General features: G+C 68.5%; 16 protein-coding genes. 9 read left to right on the top strand and 7 right to left on the bottom strand.

What is annotated here, in order from left to right:
- Nucleotides 1–68: 68 nt before the first annotated feature.
- Nucleotides 69–527: a hypothetical protein gene (locus tag ACK4FB_RS09405; protein WP_409751025.1), complete on the bottom strand. Its 459-nt coding sequence runs from the start codon at nt 525–527 to the stop codon at nt 69–71.
- A 164-nt stretch (nt 528–691) separates the two neighbouring features.
- Between ACK4FB_RS09405 and ACK4FB_RS09400 the strand changes: the two genes are divergently transcribed.
- Nucleotides 692–1,330 carry a DedA family protein gene (locus ACK4FB_RS09400; RefSeq protein WP_409751023.1) on the top strand — a complete coding sequence of 213 codons (639 nt, stop codon included), beginning with the start codon at nt 692–694 and terminating at the stop codon, nt 1,328–1,330.
- Nucleotides 1,331–1,334: 4 nt separating this feature from the next.
- Here the strand turns inward: ACK4FB_RS09400 and ACK4FB_RS09395 are convergent, their stop codons facing one another.
- The 4 genes from ACK4FB_RS09395 to ACK4FB_RS09380 form a co-directional block, all read right to left on the bottom strand.
- A complete protein-coding gene (locus ACK4FB_RS09395; protein ID WP_409751021.1) occupies nt 1,335–1,724 on the bottom strand; it encodes a RidA family protein in 390 nt (129 codons plus the stop codon).
- Between the two features lie 3 nt (nt 1,725–1,727).
- Nucleotides 1,728–3,338, bottom strand: a complete 1,611-nt coding sequence (locus tag ACK4FB_RS09390) for a M28 family peptidase (RefSeq protein WP_409751018.1) — start codon at nt 3,336–3,338, stop codon at nt 1,728–1,730.
- Between the two features lie 55 nt (nt 3,339–3,393).
- Nucleotides 3,394–5,097 (bottom strand): M28 family metallopeptidase, encoded by a 1,704-nt coding sequence (locus ACK4FB_RS09385; protein ID WP_409751015.1) that lies wholly within the window; start codon nt 5,095–5,097, stop codon nt 3,394–3,396.
- A 75-nt stretch (nt 5,098–5,172) separates the two neighbouring features.
- Nucleotides 5,173–5,958 carry a thiazole synthase gene (locus tag ACK4FB_RS09380; RefSeq protein ID WP_409751013.1) on the bottom strand — a complete coding sequence of 262 codons (786 nt, stop codon included), beginning with the start codon at nt 5,956–5,958 and terminating at the stop codon, nt 5,173–5,175.
- A 589-nt stretch (nt 5,959–6,547) separates the two neighbouring features.
- Between ACK4FB_RS09380 and ACK4FB_RS09375 the strand changes: the two genes are divergently transcribed.
- Together ACK4FB_RS09375 and ACK4FB_RS09370 are read left to right on the top strand one after the other, a co-directional pair.
- A complete protein-coding gene (locus tag ACK4FB_RS09375; protein ID WP_409751011.1) occupies nt 6,548–7,474 on the top strand; it encodes an NAD(P)H-dependent flavin oxidoreductase in 927 nt (308 codons plus the stop codon).
- A 36-nt stretch (nt 7,475–7,510) separates the two neighbouring features.
- Entirely contained in the window at nt 7,511–8,212 is a 702-nt protein-coding gene (locus ACK4FB_RS09370; protein ID WP_409751009.1) for a TorF family putative porin, read from the top strand.
- A 15-nt stretch (nt 8,213–8,227) separates the two neighbouring features.
- On the opposite strand, the gene ACK4FB_RS09365 is transcribed toward ACK4FB_RS09370, so the two are convergent.
- A complete protein-coding gene (locus tag ACK4FB_RS09365) occupies nt 8,228–8,401 on the bottom strand; it encodes a DUF1328 family protein (protein WP_409751122.1) in 174 nt (57 codons plus the stop codon).
- 88 nt (nt 8,402–8,489) lie between these two features.
- Nucleotides 8,490–11,021, bottom strand: coding sequence for a DNA ligase D (gene ligD, locus ACK4FB_RS09360; protein ID WP_409751007.1), 2,532 nt, complete (start codon nt 11,019–11,021; stop codon nt 8,490–8,492).
- 165 nt (nt 11,022–11,186) lie between these two features.
- Here ligD and araD1 point away from each other — a divergent pair, with 165 nt between their 5' ends.
- From araD1 to yjfF, 6 genes are all read left to right on the top strand, one after another.
- Nucleotides 11,187–12,182, top strand: coding sequence for an AraD1 family protein (araD1, locus tag ACK4FB_RS09355; protein ID WP_409751005.1), 996 nt, complete (start codon nt 11,187–11,189; stop codon nt 12,180–12,182).
- Entirely contained in the window at nt 12,179–13,126 is a 948-nt protein-coding gene (locus ACK4FB_RS09350) for a Gfo/Idh/MocA family protein (RefSeq protein WP_409751003.1), read from the top strand. The genes araD1 and ACK4FB_RS09350 overlap by 4 nt, the downstream gene beginning before the upstream one ends.
- Before the next feature lie 116 nt (nt 13,127–13,242).
- The gene (locus ACK4FB_RS09345) at nt 13,243–14,208 is read left to right on the top strand and encodes an ABC transporter substrate-binding protein (protein ID WP_409751000.1); all 966 of its coding nucleotides are present in this window, start codon (nt 13,243–13,245) and stop codon (nt 14,206–14,208) included.
- Between the two features lie 3 nt (nt 14,209–14,211).
- Nucleotides 14,212–15,726 carry a sugar ABC transporter ATP-binding protein gene (locus tag ACK4FB_RS09340; protein WP_409750998.1) on the top strand — a complete coding sequence of 505 codons (1,515 nt, stop codon included), beginning with the start codon at nt 14,212–14,214 and terminating at the stop codon, nt 15,724–15,726.
- Between the two features lie 2 nt (nt 15,727–15,728).
- Entirely contained in the window at nt 15,729–16,736 is a 1,008-nt protein-coding gene (locus tag ACK4FB_RS09335; RefSeq protein WP_409751119.1) for an ABC transporter permease, read from the top strand.
- Nucleotides 16,733–17,722 (top strand): galactofuranose ABC transporter, permease protein YjfF, encoded by a 990-nt coding sequence (yjfF, locus tag ACK4FB_RS09330; protein WP_409750996.1) that lies wholly within the window; start codon nt 16,733–16,735, stop codon nt 17,720–17,722. Before ACK4FB_RS09335 ends, yjfF begins: the two co-directional genes overlap by 4 nt.
- Nucleotides 17,723–17,724: the final 2 nt, after the last annotated feature.

Here is a 17,724-nt window from a genome sequence, read left to right as displayed (position 1 = left end):
TCCAGGGGCCGGAGCGGACAAGAGCCGGGCAAGGGCTCGAAGCCCTCGCCGCCACCGGGATCGCGCGACTACTCCGCCTCGGCCTCGCAGCGCACCAGATGCACAGGCTCGGTTCCTCGGTCCGCATAGGTCAGGATCATGCGATCCTCGCGAACGCGCATATTGACCTGTTCGCGACTGACCATGCCTTCGGCCTCGCAGGCCAGGCTGGCGTCATAGCTGTCGCCGGACTGCTGGATGGCGGTGATGTCGCAGCGGTTTTCGTATCCTTCGAAGCGCTGGGCGCTGATGCGAATCGGAACCTGGTCGGTGGTCGCCGATGTGTTGGCGCACCAGGCCGCTTCGGCGGCCCAGTTGCCCACGAAGCTGTCGGGTCCCTCGCCCGGCCGGATCGGCGCGGTCGGGTTGTCGATCATGACTTCGCTCGCCGGCTCGGCCGGCTGGGTCGGCGGATTGACGTCGTCCCCGCACGCGGCGAGGGCGAAAAGGGCAAGCGGGGCGATCAGGGTGGAGGTTCGCTTCATCATGCCCCCTCAACGCCTGGAGGGTCCGCCGGTTTCGTTCTGCCGCGACCAAACGAAGCGTGGTCAAAATTCCGCGACGCGGCTATGGTTCACACACACCCCATATGAGATTTGCGGACCGCGAGGCGCGGACGACCGCCCTCGCCTGAAATCGGAGCCGCAGTCCATTGGAAGACCTGATCGCCCAACTGAACGATTTCGTGCAGCGCAACGTCATGTGGGCCGCGCCGATCCTGGGCCTGATCACCTTCGGCGAATCCCTGGTCTTCATCGGCGCCTTCTTCCCCGCCACGGCCCTGATGGTCACGGCCGGCGGCCTGATCGGCGCGGGCATCCTGAACCCGATCCCGGTGCTGCTGTGGTGCATCGCGGGCGCCACCCTGGGCGACGCCGTGTCCTACTGGATCGGCCGCCGCGTCGGCCCCAGCGCCTGGCGTCACCCCTGGCTCAAGAAGCACCGCCGCCCCCTGGCCCGCGCCCGCCTGTTCTTCCGCCACTACGGCGTGGCCTCCATCTTCCTGTGCCGCTTCATGGGACCTGTGCGCGCCTTCGTGCCGCTGATCGCGGGCATGACCACCATGAACCAGGTGAAGTTCCAGCTGGCCAATTTCTTCTCGGCCGTGGTCTGGGTGCCGGTGATGATCGCGCCGGGCTGGCTGGTGGCCGCCGGCCTGACCCAGTTCGGCAGCCTGGACGACCACCTGCACACCATCGGAGTCGTCGCCACGGTCGCCCTGGTGGTCACCGCCGCCACCCTCATCGCCTGGAAGCTCATCAGCAAGAAGCTGATCCGCGAAGGCGCCTGACGGCTCAGGCCGCCGCCACCGCCTCGATCTCCACCAGCCAGGCCTCGTCAAAGAGGCCGGTGATGATGACGGTCAGGGCGGGCTGGCGATGCTCCAGCACCTCCAGCCGCACCGCCCGGTTCTCCAGCGCATACGCCCGGTCTGACAGGAAGGTCGTGACCTTGACCAGATTGTCCAGGGTCATGTCCGCCGCCCGCAACTGCGCCTCGATATTGGCCCAGCACTGGCGGCACTGTTCGGTGAAGTCCGGCGACAGCCCGCCGTCCGGCCGCACCGGGATCTGGCCGGACAGGTACAGCCAGCGGCTCGCGCCCGTCACCGCCACCGCCTGCGGATAGCCGCCCTGCACAGGCGGCGAGCCGTCGCCGGTCATGGGGGTCAGGCGCGCCGCCATGGCCTATTGCCGCGCCGCGTCGCTGCGGGCCCGCACCGGGCCGAACTCCGACGCGGGCTTCCACCCGGGCCAGCGGTCGCTGTCGGCCAGATCGACGGTCAGCCGGTACAGCAGGGTCAGGTTCTCCACCGCCGAGGTGAAGTCCAGATCCTCGCTCCATTCGTCGCTGGGCTGATGATAGTCGCTGCGGAACTTCGCCTGCCAGGCCGCCAGCCCGACCTCGCGTCCGCCGTCCACCCAGTCCACGCCGTGCCACGGCATCAGGGCCGGCACCCCCGCCCGCGCGAAGGCGAAGTGGTCCGAGCGGAAATAGAACCCCTGCTCCGGCTGGCCGTCGTCGCTGACATAGCGGCCCTCGGCTTCCGCCAGGGCCGACAGGTCATCCTCCAGCGTGTTCTGCCCAAGGCCGAAGATCGGCAGGTCGCGGGTCGGCGGCGACAGGGGCAGCATGTCGATGTTGATGTTGGCGGCCGTGGTCTCCAGCGGCCAGACCGGATTGGCCGCATACCAGAACGCCCCCAGCAGGCCCTGTTCCTCGGCGGTCACGTGCAGGAACACGATGGACCGCTCGAACGGCCCGGCGGCCTTCAGCTCCCGCGCCATCTCCACCAGCCCCACGGTGCCCGAGGCGTTGTCCCAGGCGCCGTTGTAGATGTGGTCCCCCTCGCCGCCCTCGCGCACGCCCACATGGTCCCAGTGGGCCGAGAACACGATGGTCTCCTCCGGCCGCGCCGTCCCCGGGATGCGCGCCAGCAGGTTCCAGGAGCGCTGGGTCTCCACCGTCTCCTGCACGTCCACGTCCAGGGTCACGCCCTCCAGCGCCATGGCGCGGAAGTCCCCGCCGGCCAGACCGGCGGTCACATCCTCGAGGGTCCGCCCCGCCGCCTCGGCCCACTGTCCGAAGGTGGCGGCCAGCACCGCGCCGGTGAACTCCAGATCGTCATTGCCCGGCGACAGGGTGCGCTGGCGATCATTGAACTGCGCCCGCCGCGTCCATGCGGGCTCGCCCGCCCCGGCGTCCACCAGGGTCAGCACCCCCACAGCCCCGCGTCGGTAGGCCTCCGCCGCCTTGGCCGCGTCGCTGGCGTGGGCCGTGCGGTATTCGCCGTTGAACAGCGCGCCGTCCGGCTCCCCCGACATGACCACCACCACGGCGCCGTCCACGTCGATGTCGCCGTAGTCGTCCCAGTTCCGCTCCGGGGCATGGATGCCATAGCCGGCGAACACAACCGGGGCCCCGCTGACCTGCGCCCGCCCGTCGTTGGAGGCCGCCCGCAGCAGAACGCCGTCCGCCAGCGGGCGCGCCTCCCCGCCCGCGCGCCATGCCGCCGTCGCGGGCCGAACGGGAGTGTATCGGGTCAGGTCCACCGGCTGCAGCCATTCGCCGTCCGGCCCGCCCGGCTCCAGCCCCAGCATCTCGTAGCGGGCCTGCAGCCAGCCCAGGGTCAGGCCTTCGCCGATCTCCCCCGGATAGCGCCCGGCGAAGGCGTCGGAACTGATGCTGCGCATGCCCTGCGACAGGCGCTCGGCGGAGAAGTCCTGCCCCTGTGCGGGCCAGGCGGCGAGCAGCAGGGCGGCGGCGGCCACGCGGCCGGTGATCTGGAAACGGGTCACGTCTGTCTCTCGAAGTAGATGGGGCGGCCGGGTCCGGCCCGGCCGCCCTCAGGGCCTATTGGCGGGCCGAGGCGCTTTCGGCGCGCACGGGACCAAACTCGGAGCCGGCGTTCCACGCAGGCCAGTCACGGCTGTTGGCCAGACGCGCGCCCACCGCGTACCAGATCTCCATGTCCTCGATCATGCCCGCATAGTCGAAGTCCGGCGACCACTCGTCGCCCGCCTGGTGATAGCGGGTGCGGCCGTATTCAGCCCGCGCGTCGATGCGCGGCTGGACCGGCTCGTCACGGAAGGTCGTGCCCCCGCCCGCATAGATCATGGGCACGCCGCGCTTCACGAACGGGAAGTGATCCGAGCGGAAATAGCCGCCCGCTTCCGGCCGCGGATCGGGCGTCACCGTGCGGTTCAGTCCGGCCGCCGCCTGACCCACATAGTCGTCCAGCTGCGACTGGCCGTGGCCGGTTACCGCGATGTCGGTGGTGCGGCCATAGACATTGGCGCTGTCGATGTTGATGCCGGCCACCATGGTCTCCAGCGGATAGAGCGGGTTGGAGGCGTAGAACTCGGCCCCCAGCAGCCCGCTCTCCTCGGCGGTGAAGCCCATGAACACCACCGAGCGTTCCGGGCGCGGCCCGGCGCCGAAGCGGCGCGCGATCTCGATGATCGCCGCGATGCCCGAGGCGTTGTCCACGGCGCCGTTGAACACCTCGCGCTGTCCGCTGGCGTCCGGCTCGCCCATGCCCAGGTGATCCCAGTGTCCGCCGTACAGGATGGTCTCGTCCGGCCGGGTCGTTCCCCGCAGGACGCCGATGACATTGTCAGTGCGGATGGCGGACGAGGAGACGTTGAAGCTGACGTCGAAGCCTGCGTTCTCCAGCACCACCGGCTGGAAGTCGCGGCTGCGCGCGGCGACCTTCAGGACCTCGAAGTCCTGCCCGGCCCGCTGGAACAGCTCCACCGCCACATCGCGCTGGATCCAGGCTTCCACCGGGATGCGCACCGCTTCGGGATCCTCGTGCTGGATGTCGAACTGCGGCCCGCCCCACGAGTTGCGCACCGTGGCCCAGCCATAGGACGCCGGCGCCGTCTCGTGCACGATCAGCACGCCCGCAGCGCCGCGCCGCGCCGCTTCCTCGTACTTGTAGGTCCAGCGGCCGTAATAGGTCATGGCCCGGCCGCCGAAGGTGTTCAGTTCCGGCTGCTCGAAGTCCGCATCATTGATCAGGACCACCAGCACCTTGCCGGCCACGTCCATGTCCTTGAAGTCGTCCCACTGACGCTCGGGCGCCGTGGTCCCGTAGCCCACGAACACCAGCTCGGCGTCCGCCAGATTGACCGCGCCGCCCTGCGCCGGCCGCCGGGTCGAGATCGCCACCTGTTCGCCCTGGGTCATGGGCAGGCTCCAGTCGCCCACGTTCAGGGCCGCCTGCACATCGGACGCCTCGAACCGGTTCAGGGTCACCGTCTGGGTCCAGCCGCCGTTCTCGCCGCCGGGCGCCAGGCCTGCGGCCCGGAACTGCTCGGTGATGTAGGCCACGGTGCGCTGTTCGCCCACCTCGTCCTGGCCGATGCCGCGGCCCTCAAAGCTGTCGTCCGCCAGGGTCCGGATGTGATCGGACACCCGCTGGGCCTCGAACGCCACGGCTTGGGCGGAAGCGGACGCGTGCGCGCCGTCGGTGGTGGCGCAGGCGCCGAGCGCGAGCGGCAGGGCGAGCGCGGCGCTCGCCATCAGGACAGTGGCGAAACGGACAGGACGCATGGAGAACCTCGGGTGCGGTTTCAGGATTGCGCGCACCCTATCCAGCCGATCTGGCGGTGTCGATGACCGCAGGGGCTAGATCAACCCCGCCAGCGGCGACGACGGATCCGCATACATCCGCTTCTTCATCCGTCCGGCCAGATAGGCCTCCCGCCCAGCGATCACCGCATGCTTCATGGCCCGGGCCATGCGGATCGGTTCGCGCGCCTCGGCGATGGCGGTGTTCATCAGCACCCCGTCGCAACCCAGCTCCATGGCCACCGCCGCGTCCGACGCCGTGCCGACACCCGCGTCCACCAACACCGGCACCGACGACTGCTCGACGATCAGGTGGATATTGATGGGATTCTGCACCCCCAGGCCCGAACCGATGGGCGCGCCCAGCGGCATGATGGCCACGGCGCCCGCGTCCTCCAGCTTGCGCGCATAGACCGGATCGTCGGTGCAATAGACCATCACCTCGAACCCCTCGGCCGTCAGCAGCTTCAACGACCGCAGCGTCTCCTCCATGTCGGGGAACAGGGTCTTCTGGTCGGCCAGCACCTCCAGCTTCACCAGGGTCCAGCCGCCCGCCTCGCGCGCCAACCGCAGGGTCCGCACCGCCTCTTCGCCGGTAAAGCACCCGGCCGTGTTGGGCAGATAGGTGTAGCGCTTCGGGTCCAGAAAGTCGGTCAGCACCGGCTGACCCGGATCGGTCAGGTTCACCCGCCGCACCGCCACGGTCACGATCTCGGCCCCCGCCGCCTCGGCCGCCGCGGCGTTTACGGCGTAGTCCTTGTACTTCCCCGTGCCCACGATCAGGCGCGAGGAAAAGGTCCGTCCGGCGACGGTCCAGGTGTCAGTCTGTGCGGTCTGGGTCATGCCCGACACCTACGCATCCCCGGCTGTCCGGAAAAGGGCCTGTAACGCATTTTGCGGAGGACCTGTCTTCCTTCTCCCCTTGAGGGAGAAGGTGTCATGCGGAGCATGACGGATGAGGGGTGAATCCCGGTATCAGGTGGTTTCACTCCGAACGGCCGCGATTTTCCTCCTGTCCCCCGGAGCATTTGAACAGGAAAGTTCAGCGCTTCACCCCTCATCCGACCCGCTTCGCGGGCCACTTTCTCCCTCGATGGGAGAAGGAAATGTGGGACGAACGCCGCCCCAACACCCGCATTTCACCGCGCCAATGCCCCTATAAAAAAAGGGTTCGCACGCCATGGCGCGCCTTTTTCACCGCTGCTCCCACGCAGGCCTTATACTGACGCGCACCGTGTGGGGTGGAAGCGCGATTTCGGACATTTCGGACAATTCGGACACTGTTTTTCCGGTTCCGTTGCACTCCAATTGCACTGTTTTTTTGATGGCGGAGTGCAACGGGCGAACCAAAGGCGCCGCTTCCTGCGCCCCCGCATTGCCTTACGCCGCGACAGCCCGCTATGCGTAGTGAAACGAAACCCAGGAGACGCCCGTGGCCATTCCCGCTTCGCTGGACAAGAACCTCGCCCTGCCCGTCATCGCCGCGCCCATGTTCCTGGTGTCCGGCCCGGATCTGGTGGTGGAGACGTGCAACGCCGGCATGATCGGCACCTTCCCGTCCCTCAACCAGCGCACCACCGAGGGCTATCGGGACTGGCTGGTGGAGATCAAGGACCGGTTGAAACCCGACGCCGCGCCCTTTGGCGTCAATCACATCGTCCACCCCACCAACCCGCGGCTGATGGCCGACATGATGGTGTCGGTGGAGCATCAGGTGCCGCTGATCATCACCTCGCTGGGCGCCGTGCGCGACGTGGTGGATGCGGTGCACGGCTATGGCGGCGTGGTCTTCCACGACATCGCCAACGTTCGTCATGCGCGCAAGGCGGCCGAGGCGGGCGTCGACGGCCTGATCCTGGTGGCCAACGGCGCGGGCGGCCACGCGGGGGTGGTCAATCCCTTCGCCCTGGTCAACGAGGTGCGGTCCTTCTTCGACGGAACCATCATCCTCTCGGGTTGTCTGTCGACGGGTCAGGACGTGGCCGCCGCCCTCATGATGGGCGCTGACTTCGCCTATATGGGCACCCGCTTCATCGCCACGACCGAAAGCCTGGCCCAGTCCGAGTACAAGCAGATGATCGTGGACGCCGGGGCCTCGGACGTCACCTACACCCCCGCGGTGTCCGGCATCCCGGCCAACTTCCTCACGCCGTCGCTGGTGGCGAACGGCATCGACCCCAAGTCCCTGCCCGAGCACAAGCTGGACATGGGCGAAGAGGCCCGGGCGTGGAAGACGGTGTGGTCGGCCGGTCAGGGCGCCGGCGGCGTCCATGACATTCCGACCACAGCCGAACTCATCCGTAGGCTGAATGACGAATTTACGTCGGCGTGTGATGATTTCGCCCGAAAGCACAGGTAAGGGCGTCGTCACACCGCCACCAGCCCGAGTCCCCTCATGCCCCGTCCTGTCCTTCTGGCCGCCGCCCTCGTCGGCCTGTCCGCCACCGTCGCATCGGCCCAGGACGGCGGGTTCAACCTTCCCGACGGCTTCGGCGTGGAATTGGGGGCGGGCACAGACAACCGCTCCAAGGCCATCTCGAAGACGCAGGGCGACGCCTACGCTTACGGCATCGTCGACTACGTTCCGGGGACGGGTGACGTCTACATGTCCGGCTCCATCGAGGGGGTTGATTCCTCGGGCGCGGACTGGGAGACGAAGTTGCTGGTGGGCTGGGCGCCGCAGTTCGCCGGCTTCGACCTGGACTTCAACGCCGCCCACAAATGGCTGATTGATCCGATCCCCGGCACGGACAACGGCGCCTGGGAATTCACCGCCAACGTCTCGCGCTCCCTCGGCCCGGCCAGCGCCCGGGTCCAGTACCAGTATTCAACCGACGCCCTTGGGCAGACCGGCAGCTTCAGCTGGGTCGAGGGCCGCGTGGGATGGGCGTTCACCCCGCGCCTTGAAGGCACTGCGGCCGTCGGTCGCCGCGAACAGCGGAACAGCGTCGACTACACAGGCTGGAACGTCGGCGCGACCTACGCCCTGACCCGGAATCTGGATCTGGATGTGCGCTGGTACGACACCGACGTCGATCTGCCCGCGGACAACCGATACAACGAGGCCCTGGTGGCCGAGATCAGACTGGGTTTCTGATCCCGGCCTGCCCGGTCAGGTGACCTTCTTGGCCACCGTGAAGCCCAGCACCAGCAGCACCACGAACACCACCACGGCGGCTATGGCCAGGAACTGCGCGATCCCGGCGGCGGCGCCAGCGATCCCGGTAAAGCCGGCAAGCCCGGCTACAATAGCGATAACGGCGAAAATCAGCGCCCACTTCAGCATGTCGTTCTCCTTTTTGAAGGTGGGAGAACGGGGTGTGGTCATGGCCGTTCCCTGAACGGGGCGCAGGCTCTTCACGAAACCGCGACCTTCACGCGACGCCCACCTTCTTCAGCAGGGGCCGAAGCGAGACCTCGCCCTTCCTGAAGTCCTTCCACGGGTCGGGCTTCTTCAGCAAATCCGGCGCCGTGCGCAGGGTGTAGGCCCTGGGGTCCAGCCCCTTGCGCACCTGCCCCCACGACAGGGGGAAGGCGATGGTCGCCCCGGGCCGCGCCCGCGCTGACCAGGGCGCCGCCGCCGTCGCCATGCGCCCGTTGCGCAGATAGTCGAGGAAGATCTTCCCGCCCCGCGCCTTCTTGGACAGGGTGGTGGTGTAGCGGTCCGGGGCCGCGTCCCTGACCTGTTCGCACACCGCCTTGGCGAAGGCCTTGGCCTGATCCCACTCCACCCGGCTGCGCCCGTCCGCCTTGATGGGTGTCACCACATGCAGCCCCTTGCCGCCGGTGGTCTTCACGAAGGGGTTCAGCCCCAGCGCCTCCAGCGTCGTCTTGACGTCCTTGGCCGCCGCGATGACGTCCTCGAAATCCAGCCCCTCGTCCGGGTCCAGGTCGAAGGTCAGCTGTTCCGGCGTCTCCGGATCGCCGGGCTTGCAGCCCCACGGGTGCAGTTCGATGCCCCCCGACTGGGCGATGGCCACCAGCCCCCCCACATCCGACGCCGCCAGATAGGGGGTCCGCTGCTTCACATCGATCAGCTTCAGCCGCGGGCTCGCCCCCTTCATGGCGTGGCGCTGGAAGAAGGTCTCCCCCTCAATTCCATCCGGCGCCCGGATGATCGAGGTGGGCCGGTCGGCCACATGGGGCAGGATGCGCTCCGCCGCCATCTCCATGTAGCGCGCCAGATCGGCCTTGGTGATCGACGCCTCGCCCTCATGGGCCGGCCACAGCGGCTTGTCGGGACTGGAGATTGTGACGCCCGCCACCACCACCCTGCCCTTCGGGCTGACCGTCTTCGCAGGCGTCTGGGGCGCGTCGGTCACATCCTTCGGCGCCTTGTCCTCGCGCAGACCCTTGTAGGCGGCGTGGCGCAGGGTTCCGCTCTCGGTGAAGCCGCCATGCTCGATCTCGGCCACCAGCAGCGGCTTGACCCAGTGGATCTCCCGCCCGCCCTTCGGCGCCCCCTTGCCCGCGAACGGGCTGTCGTCCGAGGCCGCATCCTTCAGCGCCGGAACCAGCACCTTCGTCAGCGCCTCGCTGTAGCCCGTGCCAACCCGGCCCAGATAGCGCAGCCCCTCGCCGTCCTTGATCCCCACCAGCAGCGAGCGGAACCGGGTGCCCTTCTCGGAAGACCACCCGCCGATGATCACCTCGTCCCGGCCTCGGCACTTGGACTTCACCCAGCTGGCCTGCCGCCCCGCCCGGTACGGCGCGTCCAGCTTCTTGGAGATCACGCCTTCCAGATCCATGCGGCAGGCGCTGTCCAGAACCGCCTGACCGGTGGTGGCGAAATGCTCCACGAACCGCAGGCTGGGGCCCGCCTCGCCCGCCCGGTCCACATAGGACTGCAGCCGCGCCTTGCGTCTGGCCAGCGGCAAGTCCCGCAGGTCCTCCGCCCCCTCGAACATCAGGTCGAAGGCGAAATAGATCAGCGCGTCAGTCCTCTCTTCGGAGATAGCGGTCTGCAACGCCGAGAAGTCCGGCATGTGATCGTCGTCCAGGGCGCACAGCTCCCCGTCGATGACCCCGTCCGGCCAGTTCGCCGCCTGCTTCGCCAGCGCCGGAAACTTCGCCGACCAGTCCAGCCCGCTGCGGGTGTAGAGCTTCGCCTTGCCGCCGCCCACGGCCACCTGGATCCGGTAGCCGTCAAACTTGATCTCATGGGCCCAGCCTGAACCGCCCGGCGGATTATCGACCACCTTGCACAGCTGGATCGGCGTGAAGGCGGGCGGCCCCTTGCCCGTGCTTGTCCGGGCCTTCGAGACCTTCGGTTTCGCCGGCGCCTTGCGACCAGTCGGCTTCGATGAGGTCCACTCCGCATCGCCGCCGGCGATCTCGGCCAGGCTGCGGCCGGTGGTCACCGAGGCGTCGATCTCGGCCAGGGCGTCGCCCTCACCGTCCACGGCGTGCTCGTCCTTCTCCTTGACCAGCAGCCAGTTGTTGCGCTTGGTGGGTCGCCCCCGATCAGACTTCAGCCGGATCAGCGCCCAGCCGCCCTTCAACCGCTCCCCCGCCAGCGTCAGCTTGACCACGCCCTTCTTGAAGGCCGCGTCCACGTCCTCGTCCTGCGGCGTCCAGACGCCCTCGTCCCACATTTGAACCGTGCCGGCGCCGTAGTTGCCCTCGGGGATCGTGCCCTCGAAGCCGCCGTAGTCCATGGGGTGGTCCTCCACCTCCACGGCCAGCCGCTTGACCGACGGGTCCCGCGACGGCGCCTTGGTCACCGCCCAGGACTTGAGAACCCCGTCGTGCTCGATGCGGAAATCGTAGTGCAGCCGCGTGGCCGCATGGCGCTGGATCAGATAGCGCAGCCCGGCTTTCGACCGCGCCGCCTTCCGGCCCTTCGGCTCCGGCGTCGCCCCGAAATTCCGCTTGGCCTGATAGGTCTTGAGCTCGCCGCGCGCCATGGCCGCACGTCCTCTGTGGTTCTTGCGGACAGGGGAACGCGCCACGCACCGATTCGCTCAGGTCGGACGCCTGCAGGCAGAACCGCATCCCCACCTTCGCGCTTGATGTCCGTGCAATTTGTATGAGTAAATATCCTGGCCGAACCTCCCTCCCCAAGGAACGCCATGCCGCTCAGACTGCTGCAACTGGATGACCCCGCCGGTAATCGTCTGCTGGCGGTCATGACGGACGACGGCCGGGCCCGTCGGGTCGACGGCCACGTGAGCACCTATGACCTTGCCCTGTCCGCCATCGCGGCCGGTTCAAGTCTGGGTGAGGCGATTCAGGCCGCCGGAATGGCTGAAGCCGTGGACGTGCACGCCGCCCTGGCCGGGGGTCGGGTCCGCGCGCCCATCGATCATCCTGACCCTGCGCACCTGCTGGTCACCGGTACCGGCCTGACGCACCTGGGCTCGGCGGAAGGTCGCGACAAGATGCATCGGGATCTGAACGACGCCTCGGCGCTGACGGATTCCATGAAGATGTTCAAGCTGGGTCTGGAAGGCGGCAAACCCGGGCCCGGCCAGACCGGCGTCCAGCCGGAGTGGTTCTACAAGGGGGACGGCGGCGTCATTTCCGCGCCCGGCGCGCCCCTGACCTCCCCGGCCTTCGCCCTGGACGGCGGCGAGGAGCCGGAACTGGCGGGAATCTACGTTATCGGCCCGGACGGAACGCCTTTCCGGCTCGGCTTCGCCCTTGGCAACGAGTTCTCGGACCATGTGACCGAGCGCCAGAACTATCTCTATCTGGCCCATTCCAAGCTGCGCGCCTGCTCGCTGGGCGCCGAAATCCTGCTGGGGGAGCCGCCCGCCGACGTGCGGGGAACGGTGCGTATCCACCGTGACGACGCCGTACTTTGGGAGAAACCGTTCCTGAGCGGCGAGGCCAACATGTGCCACAGCATCGCCAATCTGGAGCACCACCACTTCAAATACGCCCAGTTTCGCCGGCCGGGCGACGTGCACGTCCACTTCATGGGGACGGCCACTCTCTCGTTCAGCGACGGGATCGAGACCCGGCCGGGCGATGTATTCGAGGTCGAGGCGGCGCCGTTCCTGACGCCGGTACGCAATCCGCTTGCGGTCGAAGCCCACGCGCCGGTGACGGTGCGCACCCTGTGACCATCGAGCCCATTCAGCTGGGCCTTGTGGGGGTCGGCGTTATCGCCCGCAGCCAGCATCTGCCCGCCATCGCCGCCAGCCCGCGCTTCAATCTGGCCGGCGCAGCCAACCGACACGGTGATCTCGAAGGCGTTCCGACACGCTCCGGGCTGGGAGAATTGCTGGAGGCCGTGCCTGACATACAGGCCGTGTCCCTTTGCACGCCGCCCGCCCCCCGTTTCGCAGACGCCCGGCTGGCCCTGGAGGCCGGACGGCACGTGATGCTCGAGAAGCCGCCCGGGGCCACCCTGTCCGAGGTGCGCGCCCTGGCGGAACAGGCGGAAAAGGCGCGGCTGACCCTGTTCGCCACCTGGCACTCCCGCCACGCTGCAGGGGTCGAGCCGGCCCGGGCGTGGCTGGTCGACAAGACCATCCGGGGCGTCCACATCGAATGGCGCGAGGACGTGCGGGTCTGGCATCCGGGACAGGACTGGATCTTCGAGCCGGGCGGACTGGGCGTGTTCGATCCGGGGATCAACGCCCTGTCCATCGTCACCCGCATCCTTCCCGTCGCCTTCCTCCTCAGGACAGCCCGTGTGCATGTTCCGGAGAACCGCCAGACGCCCATCCTGGCGGATCTGGCTTTCGAAACCGTGGACGGAGCGCCGGTGACGGCCGTGTTCGACTTCCTGCAGACCGGCGACCAGACCTGGTCCATCCGGGTCGAGACCGACGGCGGCGTCCTGACCCTGACCAACGGCGGGGCGGACCTGTTCATCGACGGCGAAGGGCAGCCCGGGCCTGCCCACGACGGCGTGCTGGGGGGTGAATATGCGGCGCTCTACGACCGCTTCGCTGATCTGATCGCGGCAGGGCGCAGCGATGTGGACCTGACGCCGCTCAGCCACGTGGCGGACGCCTTCATGCTGGGCGAACGGATTGGCGCCGCGGCCTTCCGTTTCTGAATCGAGCTGCACGATGTCATTTACCGCGAGCGGGAGGCTTGCGGTAAATGTCTGACTATTCGATGGTGCTCCCTGACATATGACCGGCTCAGTCGGCGCCCGAGGAGAGAAACGCCATGAAGTCCTTGCTCAAACTGGGCGTCGCCGCCCTCGCCTGCGCCGTCATGGCTGGATGCGGCCAGGGTCAGGATAACGACCGCATGGTGGTCGGCTTCTCCCAGATCGGATCGGAATCCGGCTGGCGCGCGGCGGAGACCAGGGTGGCCCGCGAACAGGCAGAGGAGCGCGGCATCGACCTGCGCGTCTCCGACGCCCAGCAGCGTCAGGAGAACCAGATCCGCGCCATCCGCACCTTCATCGCCCAGGGTGTCGACGCCATCCTGCTTGCTCCGGTGGTGGAGACCGGCTGGGACGCGGTGCTGGCCGAGGCGCGTCAGGCCAACATCCCCGTGGTCCTGCTGGACCGCCGCATCGATACTGCGGACGAGGATCTCTATCTGGCCGCCGTCGCCTCCGACGCCGTCGAGGAGGGCCGCGTGGCGGGCCGGTGGCTGGCCGGGGCGGCGGGCGACCGGCGATGCGGCGTCATCGAGCTTCAGGGCACGGTGGGCGCCAGCGTAGCCAATGACCGGCGAGCGGGCTTCGCCGAAATCGTCGCGAACACCCCAAACCTGACCATCCTGCGCAGCCAGTCCGGGGACTTCACCCGCTCGCGGGCCAAGGAGGTGATGGAGAGCCTGATCCGCTCGGTGGGCGGTCCGAACATCTGCGCGGTCTATGCCCACAACGACGACATGATGATCGGAGCCATCCAGGCCATGACCGAGGCGGGCCTGCGCCCCGGCGAAGACATCCTGACGATCTCCATAGACGGGGTGCCGGACATTTTCCGCGCCATGGCCGAGGGTCAGGCCAACGCCACAGTCGAGCTGACCCCGAACATGGCGGGCCCCGCCTTCGACCTGCTTCAGGCATATCTGGAAGACGGAACCCAGCCGCAAAAGTGGGTGCGCACGGAGTCGCCGCTCTATCTGGCGGATACGGCCGAGGCCGAATACGCACAGCGCCGCGACCGGTACTGATCCATGGCGCACGCCCCTGGCGCCCCGCCCCTGCTGCAGGCGCGGGGTGTGGACAAGATATTCCCCGGCGTCCGCGCCCTGGACGGCGTGGACTTCACCCTTCGGCCCGGCGAGATTCACGCCCTGCTGGGCGAGAACGGCGCGGGCAAGTCCACCCTGATCAAGGTCATCACGGGGGTGCTGCGGCGTGACGGCGGCGCCCTGTTCCTGAACGGACAGGAGGTCGATCCCCACGCCCCGGCCGAAAGCGAGCGGCTGGGGATCGCCGCCGTGCATCAGGAAGCGCCCGCCCCGGTGAACCTCAGCGTGGCCGAGAACATCTTCTTCGGCCGCCAGCCGACCCGGTTCGGTCTGGTGCGGCGCGGAGAGATGAACCGGCGCGCCGCCGAATTGCTGAAGCCCTTCGGTCTGGACATCGACGTGTCGCGGCCCCTGTCGGTCTATTCCCTCGCCGTGCGCCAGCTGACCGCCATCGCCCGGGCGGTGGATCTGGGAGCGAAGGTTCTGATCCTCGACGAGCCCACGGCCAGTCTCGACAAGGCCGAGGTGCAGGCCCTGTTCCGCGTCATGCGCAGACTGGCGAAGCAAGGCGTCGGCATCATCTTCATCACCCACTTTCTGGATCAGGTGTTCGAGGTCGGCGACCGGCTGACCGTCCTGCGCAACGGCGCCATGGTGGGCGAGCGCGCCATCGCCGGGCTGGAGCGTCGCGAGCTGGTGGAGCTGCTGCTGGGCCGGGCCTTCGATGACGCGCCCCGGATCTCGCCGCCGCCCGACCCGCAGGCGCCGGTGATCGCCCGCGCCCGGGGGATGGGCCTGAAAGGGGTGGTCGAGCCGTTCGATCTGGAGTTCCGCGCTGGTCAGGTGGTGGGCGCCGCCGGCCTTCTGGGATCGGGCCGCACCGAGACCGCGCTGCTGATGTTCGGCGCCCTGATGGCGGACACGGGCGCGCTGGAAATCGACGGCGAAGCGGTGCGGATGAGCGCCCCACGTCAAGCCCTGGCGCGGCGGTTCGCCATGCTACCCGAAAGCCGCAAGGCCGACGGCATCGTCGGCGCCCTCAGCGTGCGCGAGAACATCATTCTGGCGCTTCAGGCCCGTCAGGGGTGGCTCAGGCCCATCCCCCGCGCGCGCCAGAACGAGATCGCCGACCGTTTCATCCGCCTGCTCGACATCCGCACGCCGGATGCGGAGAGGCCCATCGAACAGCTGTCGGGCGGCAATCAGCAGAAGGCCCTGATCGCCCGCTGGCTGGCCACCGAGCCTGTCCTGTTCCTGCTGGATGAGCCGACGCAGGGGGTCGACATCGGCGCCCACGCCGAGATCCTCAAGCTGGTGGACGAGATGCGGGCCAACGGCATGGCCGTCTATCTGATCTCGTCCGAGATCGAGGAGCTGACCGCCCTGTCCCAGACCGTCTCGGTCATGCGCGACCGGCGTCAGGTCCGGGTCCTGCCCCACGACCAGATCGACCCCGACCGCATCCTCGGCGCCATCGCAGACGCGGACGCCGCGTGAGTATGCTGAAGGACACCACCCGCTGGCTGATGACGGCCCGGCCGCAACTGGCCGCCCTGGCGCTGGTGCTGGCTTTGAACGTGGTGATCGCCCCCGGATTTCTCGATCTCACCTGGTCCGACGGGCGGCTGTACGGCAGTCCCATCAACCTGCTGAACCGCGCCGCGCCGGTGGCCCTTCTGGCGCTGGGCATGGCTATGGTCATCGCCACGCGGGGCATCGACCTGTCGGTGGGCGCGGTCATGGCCATCGCGGGCGCGGTGGCCGCGGTGCTGGTCAATGGCGGGGCGCCGTGGCCAGTCGCCGTAGCGGCGGCGTTGGGCGCCGGACTGGCGTGCGGCCTGTGGAACGGCGTGCTGGTGGCGATGATCGGCATCCAGCCCATCGTCGCCACCCTGATCCTGATGGTGGCCGGGCGCGGGATCGCCCAGCTGATCACCGACGGCCGCATCCTGACCTTCAACGATCCGGGACTGGCGGCCATCGGCAGCGGCGCCTGGCTGGGCCTGCCCATTCCCGTCTGGATCACCCTGGCCGCCGCCGTGGCTCTCGTCGTCCTGACCCGTCGCACGGCGCTGGGCCTGTTCATCGAGGCCATCGGCGTCAATCCCGCCGCCAGCCGCCTGTCGGGCGTCAACAGTCGCATGGTGCTGATCTGCGTCTATGTGGCCTCGGGCCTGATGGCCGCCCTGGCCGGACTGATCGTGGCCGGCGACATTCGCGGGGCGGACGCCAACAACGCCGGCCTCTGGCTGGAGCTGGACGCCATTCTTGCGGCGGTGATCGGCGGGGCGTCCCTGTATGGCGGGCGTCTGGGGCTGTCGCTGGCGTTGCTGGGCGTGTGGACCCTTCAGGGCCTGAAGCTGGCGATCCTGCGCTCGGGCCTGCCGGCGGAGTACAACCTGATCGTCATGGCGTTGCTGATCGCCATCATCCTGGCGCTGCAGTCGCCCGCGGGCGGACGGGCCTGGCGCCGCCTGATCCCCTCTCGCCCGGAGACCGCCCCATGATCGGCCTTCGCGCCCCGACGCTGGTGACCATCGGCCTGTTCGTGCTGATGTACGCCGTCTTCGCCCTGCAGTTTCCGTACATGGCCACCCCGCGCGTGGCCGGGAACCTGCTGACCGACAGCGCCTATCTGGGCATCCTGGCCGTGGGCATGACCATGGTGATCGTGGCTGGCGGGATCGACCTGTCTGTGGGCGCGGTCATGGCGTTTTCGTCCCTGCTGATCGCCATCGCCATCGGCGACTGGGGCCTGCACCCCGTGGCCGCCTTCGCCGTGGCCCTGACCCTGGGCGCAGGCTTCGGCGCTCTTGTCGGCGCGGCGATCCATTATCTGGAGGCGCCGCCCTTCATCGTCACCCTGACGGCCATGTTTCTGGCCCGGGGCGCGGCGCTGGTGCTGTCGCAGGAATCCGTTCCGGTGCAGCATCCTCTCTACGCCCAGTTGGCGTCATGGAGCCTGCCGCTGCCCGGCGGCGGGGGCCTGACCCTGATCGCCCTCATCATGATCGCGGCGGTGGTCCTCGGCGGCCTGCTGCTTCACCGGACCCCTTTCGGATCGCAGGTCTACGCCGTCGGCGGCGACGCGCGCGCGGCCCTGCTGATGGGCGCGCCGGTGGGCAGGGTCACCATCCTGATCTACGCCTTCTCCGGCTTCATGGCGGCGCTGGCGGGGGTGGTGTTCTCCATCTACACGGGGGCGGGCTACGCCCTGTCCGGGGTGGGCGTCGAGCTTGAGGCCATCGCCGCGGTGGTCATCGGCGGCGCCCTGCTGACCGGCGGCTCGGGCGGCATGATCGGCTCGTTCTTCGGCGTGATGATTCAGGGCCTGATCCTGACCTACATCACCTTCGAGGGCTCGCTGACCAGCTGGTGGGCCAAGATCGTCATCGGCCTGATGATCCTGCTGTTCCTCGTGCTGCGCGCGGCCGGCGACAGCCGCTGGCTGAACCGGCTGCGCGCGCTGGCGTGGTCGGGCGCAAGGAGATGACG

The organism is Brevundimonas sp. (assembly GCF_046299535.1).
Classification (GTDB): Bacteria; Pseudomonadota; Alphaproteobacteria; order Caulobacterales; family Caulobacteraceae; genus Brevundimonas.
Note: the sequence above shows the minus strand (reverse complement) of the source record. Positions and strands in the feature narration are given on the sequence as shown.